The sequence below is a fragment of the Conexibacter stalactiti genome (assembly GCF_033542075.1).
GTDB classification, from domain to species: domain Bacteria; phylum Actinomycetota; class Thermoleophilia; order Solirubrobacterales; family Solirubrobacteraceae; genus Conexibacter; species Conexibacter stalactiti.
This window is the reverse complement of record NZ_JAWSTH010000049.1, coordinates 35,782-44,924: the sequence shown is the minus strand read 5'-3', so window position 1 is coordinate 44,924 and position 9,143 is coordinate 35,782. Positions and strand designations below refer to the sequence as shown.

At 75.2% G+C, this 9,143-nt stretch carries 9 protein-coding genes and 1 pseudogene; 5 read left to right on the top strand and 5 right to left on the bottom strand.

The genetic code is table 11. From position 1 onward, the window contains the following. Nucleotides 1–463, bottom strand: a pseudogene (locus R7226_RS17840) (hypothetical protein); the annotation flags it as partial. Nucleotides 464–541: 78 nt separating this feature from the next. On the opposite strand from R7226_RS17840, the gene R7226_RS17835 reads away from it, so the two are divergent. Both R7226_RS17835 and R7226_RS17830 read left to right on the top strand, forming a co-directional pair. Continuing rightward, entirely contained in the window at nucleotides 542–883 is a 342-nt protein-coding gene (locus R7226_RS17835; RefSeq protein ID WP_318598592.1) for a hypothetical protein, read from the top strand. Nucleotides 884–890: 7 nt separating this feature from the next. Beyond that, complete coding sequence (locus R7226_RS17830) at nucleotides 891–2,453, top strand: phytoene desaturase family protein (RefSeq protein ID WP_318598591.1); 1,563 nt, start codon at nucleotides 891–893, stop codon at nucleotides 2,451–2,453. A 19-nt stretch (nucleotides 2,454–2,472) separates the two neighbouring features. Here R7226_RS17830 and R7226_RS17825 read toward each other — a convergent pair whose 3' ends face one another. The 4 genes from R7226_RS17825 to R7226_RS17810 form a co-directional block, all read right to left on the bottom strand. Beyond that, complete coding sequence (locus tag R7226_RS17825; RefSeq protein WP_318598590.1) at nucleotides 2,473–2,991, bottom strand: SRPBCC family protein; 519 nt, start codon at nucleotides 2,989–2,991, stop codon at nucleotides 2,473–2,475. 64 nt (nucleotides 2,992–3,055) lie between these two features. Then, nucleotides 3,056–4,567 (bottom strand): MFS transporter, encoded by a 1,512-nt coding sequence (locus tag R7226_RS17820; protein WP_318598589.1) that lies wholly within the window; start codon nucleotides 4,565–4,567, stop codon nucleotides 3,056–3,058. Continuing rightward, nucleotides 4,564–4,944, bottom strand: a complete 381-nt coding sequence (locus R7226_RS17815) for a VOC family protein (protein ID WP_318598588.1) — start codon at nucleotides 4,942–4,944, stop codon at nucleotides 4,564–4,566. The genes R7226_RS17820 and R7226_RS17815 overlap by 4 nt, the downstream gene beginning before the upstream one ends. 163 nt (nucleotides 4,945–5,107) lie before the next feature. Further along, nucleotides 5,108–5,776: a TetR/AcrR family transcriptional regulator gene (locus R7226_RS17810; RefSeq protein ID WP_318598587.1), complete on the bottom strand. Its 669-nt coding sequence runs from the start codon at nucleotides 5,774–5,776 to the stop codon at nucleotides 5,108–5,110. Nucleotides 5,777–5,828: 52 nt separating this feature from the next. Here R7226_RS17810 and R7226_RS17805 point away from each other — a divergent pair, with 52 nt between their 5' ends. Genes R7226_RS17805 through R7226_RS17795 form a run of 3 tightly spaced genes read left to right on the top strand, consistent with a single transcriptional unit; the run spans nucleotide 5,829 to nucleotide 9,132 of the window. Then, on the top strand, nucleotides 5,829–7,280 hold the full coding sequence (locus R7226_RS17805; protein ID WP_318598586.1) for a DHA2 family efflux MFS transporter permease subunit: 1,452 nt from the start codon (nucleotides 5,829–5,831) through the stop codon (nucleotides 7,278–7,280). Next, a complete protein-coding gene (locus R7226_RS17800; protein ID WP_318598585.1) occupies nucleotides 7,277–7,747 on the top strand; it encodes a carboxymuconolactone decarboxylase family protein in 471 nt (156 codons plus the stop codon). The genes R7226_RS17805 and R7226_RS17800 overlap by 4 nt, the downstream gene beginning before the upstream one ends. Further along, nucleotides 7,744–9,132 carry an FAD-binding oxidoreductase gene (locus R7226_RS17795; RefSeq protein WP_318598584.1) on the top strand — a complete coding sequence of 463 codons (1,389 nt, stop codon included), beginning with the start codon at nucleotides 7,744–7,746 and terminating at the stop codon, nucleotides 9,130–9,132. Before R7226_RS17800 ends, R7226_RS17795 begins: the two co-directional genes overlap by 4 nt. The last annotated feature ends 11 nt before the right edge of the window (nucleotides 9,133–9,143 follow it).

Sequence of the window (9,143 nt, the reverse complement as noted above, 5' to 3'; positions counted from 1 at the left end):
CGGCGGCGTCGGCCGCGCCCGCGCCGCCCGTCGCGCCAGCGCCAGCGCCCGCAGCGCCCGCGGCCCGCGGGAAGACCGGCCGCGGCAGCGCCGGCAGCCTGTTCGTGAAGGCGAACTCGCCGAGCCCCTCGGAGTAGAGCGCCTCCAGCAGCGCGGCGGCGTCAGGCCCGGGCGCGGCGCCTTCGATCACGACCGCCGGCGGCACCGCGGTCTTGAAGTACGAGACGCCCGCGACCCAGTGCAGCAGCGACAGCAGCCCGTCGACGCGCGCGCGGTCGGCGGCGCTGACGCGCCTCCCCTCAGGCAGCGGCAGCGTGAAGGTCTCGCTGAACTCGATCCGCTCGTCGAGCGCGTAGCCGAGCGTGACGACGCCGTCGTCGCTCAGCTCGCGGCCGGTGAAGCGGAAGCGCTCGAACGACGCGGGATCGAACCGCGCCGACCGCTGCGTGGCGTCGATGCTCATACCCTCAGCGTAGTGGGCGGGGATCGCGGGTAGCGATCCGACGAACCCCATCCACGTGTCACCAGCGAGGTGAGGCCGATGCCACCAAGAGGTGTCAGAAGAGGCAGCAAGCGCGCGCGTCAGTACGAGCACGTCAAGGAGTCCGTCAAGGACCAGGGCAAGAGCGAGAGACGCGCCGAGGAGATCGCGGCCCGCACCGTCAACAAGGAGCGGGCACGCAGCGGCGAGTCGAGAAGACGCTCGCGCAGCTCGACGAGCGACATCTCCTCAGGACGCCGCGGCGGCCTGCGCTCGGGCACGAGACGGCCGCGCGGACGCACGCGCGACCAGCTCTACGAGGAGGCGAGAAGGCTCGGCGTCGAGGGCCGCTCGAAGATGGACAAGCAGCAGCTCCAGCGCGCTGTGGACGCGAAGAAGTAGGCGCGAGGTGAGCCGCGTGCTCGTGATCGGCGCCGGCCACAACGGCCTCGTCGCCGCGATCCAGCTCGCGGCCCACGGCCTCGACGTGACGGTGCTCGAGCACGCGCCGCACCCCGGCGGGGCGTCGACCTCGACGGCGGCGACGCTGCCGGGCTTCGTGCACGACCACTGCGCGGCGTTCGTGCCGATGGCGGCCGCCTCACCGGCGATCGGCGAGCTGGAGCTGGAGGCCGACGGGCTCGAGTGGATCGACCCGCCGACGGTGCTCGCGCACCCGTTCGAGGACGGCCGCGCGATCGCGCTGCACCGCGACGTCGAGGCGACGCTCGACTCGCTCGCGCGCGGCGGCGAGCGCCGCGCCGATCGCGCCGCCGCCGGCTGGCGCGCCGCGATGAGAACGATGCTGCCGCTCGCGACGCCGCTGGTGGAGAGCGTGCTGTCGCCGCTGCCGCCCGTGGTCGCGGGCGCGCGCGTCGGCGCCGGCCTCAACCGTGACCTCGTCGAATGGACGCGGCGGCTGCTCGGCTCCGTCGAGGCGCTCGGGCTCGACCTGTTCGACGGCGACCGCCGCGCGACCGCGTGGCTGTCGGGCTCGGCGCAGCACTCCGGCCTGCCGCCCTCGACGACCGTCAGCGGCGCCTTCGGCTTCCTCCTGCAGCTGCTCGGCCACAGCCACGGCTGGCCGCTGCCGCGCGGCGGGATGGGCGAGCTGAGCGCCGCGCTCGTGCGCCGCGCCGAGCGCGAGGGCGCGACGATCCGCTGCGACGCGCCAGTCAGATCGCTGCTCGTCTGCCGCGGCCGCGTGACGGGCGTGCTGCTGGAGAGCGGCGAGCACGTCGAGGCCGGCGCCGTCGTCACGACCGTGAACGCGCGCGTGCTCGCGCGGCTGCTGCCGCCCGGCGCGCTGCCCGGCCGCCTCCACCGGCGCCTGCACCGCTGGCGCTCCGGGACGGCGCCGTTCAAGCTCGACTACGCGCTCTCGGCACCGGTCCCGTGGGCGGCCGAGGAACCGCGCGCCGCCGCGGTCGTGCACGTCGCCGGCGCGCTGGAGGAGCTGTCGGCCGCCGCGCAGGCGGCGACTCGCGGCGAGCTGCCGCGGCGCCCGGCGCTGGTCGTCGGCCAGCAGTCGCTGCTCGACCCCACGCGCGCGCCCGCAGGCGCCCACACGCTCTACGTCTACGGCCACGTGCCGTCGCGGCTCGACGCCTCCGACGAGCAGGTGACGGAGCTGATCGAGGCGCAGCTGGAGCGGTTCGCGCCCGGCTTCGCCGACGTCGTGCTGGCGCGCGCGGCGCGCTCCCCGGCGCAGACCGAGCGCGAGAACCCGAGCCTCGTCGACGGCGATCTCGGCGGCGGCTCCTACGAGCTGGACCAGCAGCTCCTCTTCCGGCCGGACCCGCGCCTCTGCCGCTACCGCGCGCCGCTCAGCGGCCTCTACGTCGCCGGCGCCTCGACCCATCCCGGCGGCGCGGTGCACGGCATGAGCGGCCGCGGCGCGGCGCGCGCGCTGCTGCGCGACAGGCGCCTGCGGCCGTGGCGGACGCTCGGCGCCCGCCCGCTCTCCCGCTAGCGGGGCTGCCCGACGCCCGCTACGACGGTGAAGCTGGCGCGCTGCTGCCCTGCACGTCGCCCTCGGCCGCGCTGCCGCGCGGCGGCAGCGGCCCGTCGGGCAGCGGCTCGCGTCTCTCCGCGAGCGCCTTCAACCGTCTCAGCGACTCGGCGTTGCGCAGCTTGATCAGCGGGTCGGTGAGCGGATTGAAGAAGAGCCGGCTGCGCGTGTCGGCGGCGACCTCGTCCATCTCGACGCGCGCGCCGCCGCCGCTGGGGTGGATCCGCAGCGTCACCCACGCGACCGCGAGCGGCCGCGTCATCACGCGCAGTCTCAGCAGCCGCGGCGGGTCGCTCTCAACTGCCTCGGAGGAGTCCTTCAGCGTCAGCGGCCCGATCCCGACCTCGTGGTCGAAGGCGCTGCCGCGCGCCGGCCAATCGGGGTCGGCACGGCGGATCTTGCGCGAGCCGACGACCCAGCGCGCATAGGAGCGCGGGTCGGCCAGCACGGCGAAGACCGCCTGCGGCGGAGCTTCGACGTCGATCTCGTTGTGCGCCATGCCACGACGACTGCCCGCTCGGCGGCGATGCCAAGCGGGCCGCGTCAGCACGAGCGCGCCGCCGTCACACCGCCGCGGGGACCGACGCCGGCTCGCCCTCCGACGCCGACTCCAGCTCCGTCTCGACCGCGGCTCCCGCGCTCGGCCCGTCGCGCAGCACGGCGAGCGCGACGGCGAGCGCGGCGATCGTCAGCCCCGCGGCGACGAGGAAGGCGAGGTGGTAGCCGCCGGTCAGCGCCGCCGCGGTCGACTCACCGGCCGCTCTGAGCGTGTCGGTGCGGGTCGCCGACAGCGTCGCCAGCACCGCCAGCCCGAGCGCGCCGCCGACCTGCGCGGTCGTGTTGACCAGCCCCGAGGCGAGCCCGGCGTCCTGCGGCGTGGCGCCCGACATCGCGAGGTTCATCAGCGCTGGGAAGCAGAGCCCGGCGCCGGTGCCGAGCAGCACCGTCACGGGCAGCACGTCGACGACGAACTGACCGTCGACCGGCGCGCGGCCGAACAGCAGCAGCGCCAGCGCGATCAGCACCAGCCCCGGCAGCAGCGTCGCGCGTGCGCCGAAGCGCGTCACGAGCCGCTCGGAGTAGCGGATCGACAGCGCCGCCATCACGATCGTCGTCGGCAGGAAGGCGAGCCCGATCTCGAGCGGGTCGTAGCCGAGCACGCGCTCGAGGTAGAGCGAGCCAAGGAAGAAGGTGCTCATCATCCCGGCGACCGCCAGCACCTGCACGGCGTTGGCGCCGGAGACGTTGCGTGAGCGGAAGATCCGCAGCGGGATCAGCGGCGTGCGCGCGGTCGCCTCACGGGCGACGAAGCCGGCCAGCAGCGCCAGCGACAGCGCACCGAGCAGCAGCGTCGTCGTCGCGCCCCAGCCGTCCTCGGCGGCCGGTCCGACGATCGTGTAGACGGCGGCCATCAGCGCGCTCGTGATCAGCAGCGCGCCGAGCGCGTCGGCGCCGGCGCCGAGGCCGATCCCCTCGTCGTCGTGCAGCAGGCGCGCGGCGAGCGTCGCCGTCACGACCGCGATCGGCACGTTGACGAAGAAGATCCAGTGCCACGAGATCGCCTCGGTCAGCAGCCCGCCGGCGAGCAGGCCGACGGCGCCGCCGGCCGACGCGACGAAGGCGTAGATGCCGATCGCTCTCGCCTGCTCGCGCGGCTGCGGGAACATCGTCACGATCATCCCGAGGATCACGGCGGAGGTCATCGCGCCACCGGCGCCCTGCACGAAGCGGGCGGCGACGAGCATCCCGGAGGACTGCGAGACGCCGCACAGCAGCGAGGCGCCGGTGAACACGAGCAGCCCGGCCATGAAGACGCGCTTGCGCCCGATCATGTCGCCGACGCGGCCGGCCAGCAGCATCAACGCTCCGAACGCGATCAGGTAGGCGTTGACGACCCACGCGAGGCCCGACTGCGTGAAGCCGAGGTCGTCCTGGATCGACGGCAGCGCGACATTCACGACGGTCGCGTCGAGGACGATCATCAGCATCCCGGTGCAGAGCACGTAGAGCGCGGCCCAGCGGCGCGGATCGCCCACGGCGGCGGTGGTGTCGGGCGTGGCGGCCGGTGCGCTCATCTCGCCTCCAGCACCGACAGGACGTTGCCGGCCGGATCCTTGAACCAGGCGATCAGCGGACCGCCGCCGCGGAAGATGCCCTGCGCGTCGGTCTCCAGCTCGCTGCCCTCGTAGCGCTCGAACTGGACGCCGCGGGCGGTCAGGCCCGCGACCGCTGCCTCGATGTCGTCAACGGGGAAGTTGAGGATCGTGAAGGTCGCCGGGACGTGGTCGGCCTTCGGGTAGACGATCGTGTCGCGGTCGCCTGCGATGTGCAGCGTCAGGATCCCCATCTCGCCGTCGCTCACGCGCAGGCCGAGCGTCTCGCCGTAGAACTTCCGCGCGGCGTCGACGTCGTCGACGGAGAAGCCGCTGAACGCTCTCGTGTGCTCGAACATGGTGTTCCTTCCGCGAGTGGGTGGATGGGCTTGGCGGCGCCCTCCGTCAAGCGCGAAGAGGCGCCGGCCGGCGAGCGCGATGCCGTGGGCATGCGTCTGCGTCATGGAGGTCAAGACGCCCGCGGGCGCCGGAACTCATCGGCGAGCGCGCGGGCCGCGCGCGTCAGCGCGCCAGGAAGCGCTCCTCGATCCCGTCGAGCAGGGTGTCGAGCGCCAGCTCGAAGGTGTCGCCGCGGGGCCGCTGGTGACCGGCGGGGAAGACCTGCGTCATGCGCGGGAAGCTGCCGGGACCGGCGGCGCGCAACTGCGCTTCCAACTGCCCCTCCTCCCGCAGCGTGACCGTGTGGAGCGCGTGGCCCATCGTCCACTCGTGGACGAGCGTGAGCGCGGTCCAGGCGTCAGCGGGGTCGGCGCCGAGCCCGGCGACGGCAGCGGCCGACTGCTCGGCGCGGCGCAGCAGGTTCGGGCCGACGCGCGGCGCGCGGCCGTAGGCGTGCAGCATCCACGGGTGGGCGAGGTAGGCGGCGTACGACTGGCGCGCGATCGCCCGCAGCGCAGCGCGCCAGTCGTCGGGCAGCGGGCCCTGCAGCAGCAGCTCGCCGCTGACCTCGTTGAGCATCAGCGCGACGAGGTCGTCCTTGGAGGCGATGTGCGTGTAGAGGCTCATCGGGCGCGCGCTCAGCGCGGTCGCGACGCGCCGGATCGAGACGGCGTCGAGCCCCTCGGCGTCGGCGATCGCGACCGCCGTGGCGACGACGCGAGCGCGCGTGAGCGCCCCGGCGGCGGCCGGCTCGGACTCCTCCCAGTCCAGCTCTGAGGCGCGGTTCGGCACCGCCGCAGGGTATCCGCCGTACGCTGTATCGGTTAACGATACGGTGTACGGCGTGCCAGCCAGAGCCCTCCCCGCAACCGCAACTGAGGGCGAGGGCGAGCCACCTGGCGCGCCCACCCTGCCCGCCATCGCGACCGTCGTCGTGCTCGGCGCGCTCCTCTCGATCCTCGACACGACCGTGGTCAACGTCGCGATCGACGCGCTCGCGCGCGAGCTGGACGCGCCACTGGCGACGATCCAGTGGGTCGCGACCGGCTACCTGCTCGCGCTCGCGACGACGATCCCGCTCAGCGGCTGGGCCGCCGACCGCTTCGGCTCGCGCCGCCTCTTCCTCGCCGCCGTCGCGCTCTTCAGCGCCGGCTCGGCGCTCTGCGGCGCCGCCTGGTCGGCCGAGTCGCTGATCGCCTTCCGCGTCGTGCAGGGGCTCGGCGGCGGGCTGATCCTGCCAGCCGGGATCACGCTGATCGGGCAGACCGCCGGGCCGCGGCGGATGGCGCGCACGATGAGCGCGATCGGCGTGCCGATGCTGATCGCGCCGATGCTCGGGCCGCTGCTCGGCGGCGGCCTGCTCGACGCCGTCTCGTGGCGCTGGATCTTCCTCGTCAACGTCCCCGCCGGCGTCGTCGTGCTGCTGCTGGCGGCGCGGCTGCTGCCGCGCGACCCGGCGCCGGCGCCGCGGCAGCGGCTCGACTGGGCCGGGCTGGCGCTGCTGTCGCCCGGCCTCGCCGCGCTCGTCTACGGGCTGGCGCGGGTCGGTTCAGGCCGCGACGCGCCGGGCGCGAACGCTGGCGCGCTCACAGACCACGCCACCGCGCTGCTGCCCCTGCTCGCGGGCGCACTGCTGCTCGCCGCCTTCGCCCGCCACGCGCTGCGCCGCGACGGCGCGCTGCTCGACCTGCGGCTGCTGCGCGAGCGCTCGGTCGCGGCCGCCGCGGTCGCGCTGCTGCTGCTCGGCGGCGCCTTCCTCGGCGCGCTCTTCCTGCTGCCGCTGCTGTTCCAGCTCGCGCGCGGCGAGAGCGCCTTCGCGACCGGTCTGCTGCTGCTGCCGCAGGGCGCGGCGGCCGCGCTGACGCTGGCGCTCACCGGCCGTCTCGCCGATCGCATCGGCGCCGGCCGCGTCGTGCTCGCCGGACTGCTGCCGTTCGTCCTCGGGCTCGCGGCGCTGACGCGGATCACGGCCACCACCCCCGACCTCGCGCTCGCCGCTGCGCTGCTGCTGTTCGGCGCCGGCATGGGCGCGACGATGATGCCGGCGATGACGGCCGCCTACCGCACGCTGGAGCGGGCCCGGGTCGCGCGCGCGACCGCGCTGCTGACGATCGTGCAGCGGCTCGGCAGCTCGCTTGGCGTCGCGCTCGCGGCCGTCGCGCTCGGCGACGGCCGTGCCGCGGCCGACTTCGCGAGCGCCTTCCGCTGGCCGCTGCTGCTGGCGCTGGCGGCCGTCGTGCCTGCGATCGTGCTCGCATGTCACAGACCTGAGGGGAGCGTCGTCAAGCAGGCATGAGCACGCACACGAACACCACACCCCGCATCGACTCGATGGCCCTCGCCGGCGGCCCCGTCGCCGCGATGGTCCGGCTGGAGCAGCGGATCGAGCTGGACCCGACGATCAGAGAGCTGGTGAAGCTGCGCGCCTCGATCGTCAACGGCTGCGCCTTCTGCATCGACATGCACTGGACCGACGCGCGCGCCGCCGGCGAGTCCGAGCAGCGGCTGTCGCAGGTCGCCTCGTGGGACGAGAGCCCGTACTTCGACGCGCGCGAACGCGCCGCGCTGGCGCTGACCGACTCGGTCACGCACGTTGGCGAGACGCGCGTCCCCGACGACGTCTGGGAAGCCGCCGCGGCGCAGTTCGACGACACCGAGCTGGCGCACCTCGTGATCGCGATCGCGGCGATCAACTTCTGGAACCGCGTCGCGATCGCGACCCGCAAGCTGCCGGCGAGCTGGACCGAGGAGGCCGCCGCATGACCACCGCATCCTTCGACCCCGCGGCGCTGCGCGCCGCCGTGCGCGGCCCGGTCGCGCTCCCCGGCGAGCCGGAGTGGGACGCCGCGCGGCAGGCGTGGAACCTCGCCGCCGACCAGCATCCCGCCGCCGTCCTGCACGCCACCGGCCCTGACGACGTGATCGCGGCGGTCGGCTGCGCCCGCCGCGCCGGGCTGCGCGTCGCGCCGCAGGGGATCGGCCACGGCGCCGGCGCACTCGGCCCGCTCGACGACACGCTGCTGCTGCGCACGACACGGATGACCCACGTCGAGGTCGACGCGGCCGCGCGCCGCGCACGCGTCGAGGCCGGCGCGGCCTGGGAGCCGGTGGCGCGGCTCGCCGGTGAGCACGACCTCGCCGCGCTGCACGGCTCCTCCGGCACGGTCGGCGTCGCCGGCTACACGCTCGGCGGCGGGCTCGGCTGGCTCGCGCGCCAGCACGGGCTGGCGTCGGAGGCGGTCACCGCGATCGAGCTGGTGACCGCGGACGGCCGTCTGCGCCGCGCGACCGCCGAGCAGGAGCCGGAGCTGTTCTGGGCGCTGCGCGGCGGCGGCGGCAGCTTCGGCGTCGTGACCGCGCTGGAGTTCGAGCTGTTCCCGCTGGCGGAGGCGTACGGCGGCGGGATCTTCTGGCCCGGCGAGCACGCGACCGCGGTCATGCGCGCCTACCGCGAGTGGGCGGCGACGCTGCCCGACTCCGTCAGCACGACGGTCCGCCTGCTCAGACTGCCGCCCTTCCCGCAGGTGCCGGAGCCGCTGCGCAACGTGCCGATCGTCGACGTCGGCCTCGTCGTCGCCGGCGACGCGGCGAGCGGCGCCGAGCTGGTCGCGCCGCTGCTGGCCGCGACCCCGCCGCCGCTGGCGAACAGAGTGGGACCGCTGCGCGCGCCCGACCTCGCGTTCGTCCACGGCGACCCGGAGCAGCCGGTGCCCGGCGTCGGCCACCACGCGCTGCTGCGCGAGCTGCCCGACGCGGCGATCGACGCGCTCGTGGCGGTCGCCGGCGCCGATTCCGGCAGCCCGCTGCTGAGCTGCGAGCTGCGTCAGCTCGGCGGCGCGCTGGGGCGGCGCGCGCCCGGCAGCGGCGCGCTCGGCGCGCTCGATGCCGCCTTCGCGCTCTACGGCGTCGGCATCCCCGCCGGCCCCGAGGTCGCGCAGGCGGTGCAGGAGCGGCTCGACGCCGTCGTGGAGGCGGTCGCGCCGTGGCAGGCGCCGACCGGCTACCTCAACTTCGCCGACCGTCCCGGCGGCGACAGCGCCGACCTGTTCGACGGCGCGACGCACGCGCGGCTGCTGGCGCTCAAGCGCGAGGTCGACCCGGAGGGGCTGATCGTCAGCGGGCACGCGCTGGCGCTGCCGGCCGCCTGACGCACGCTCCG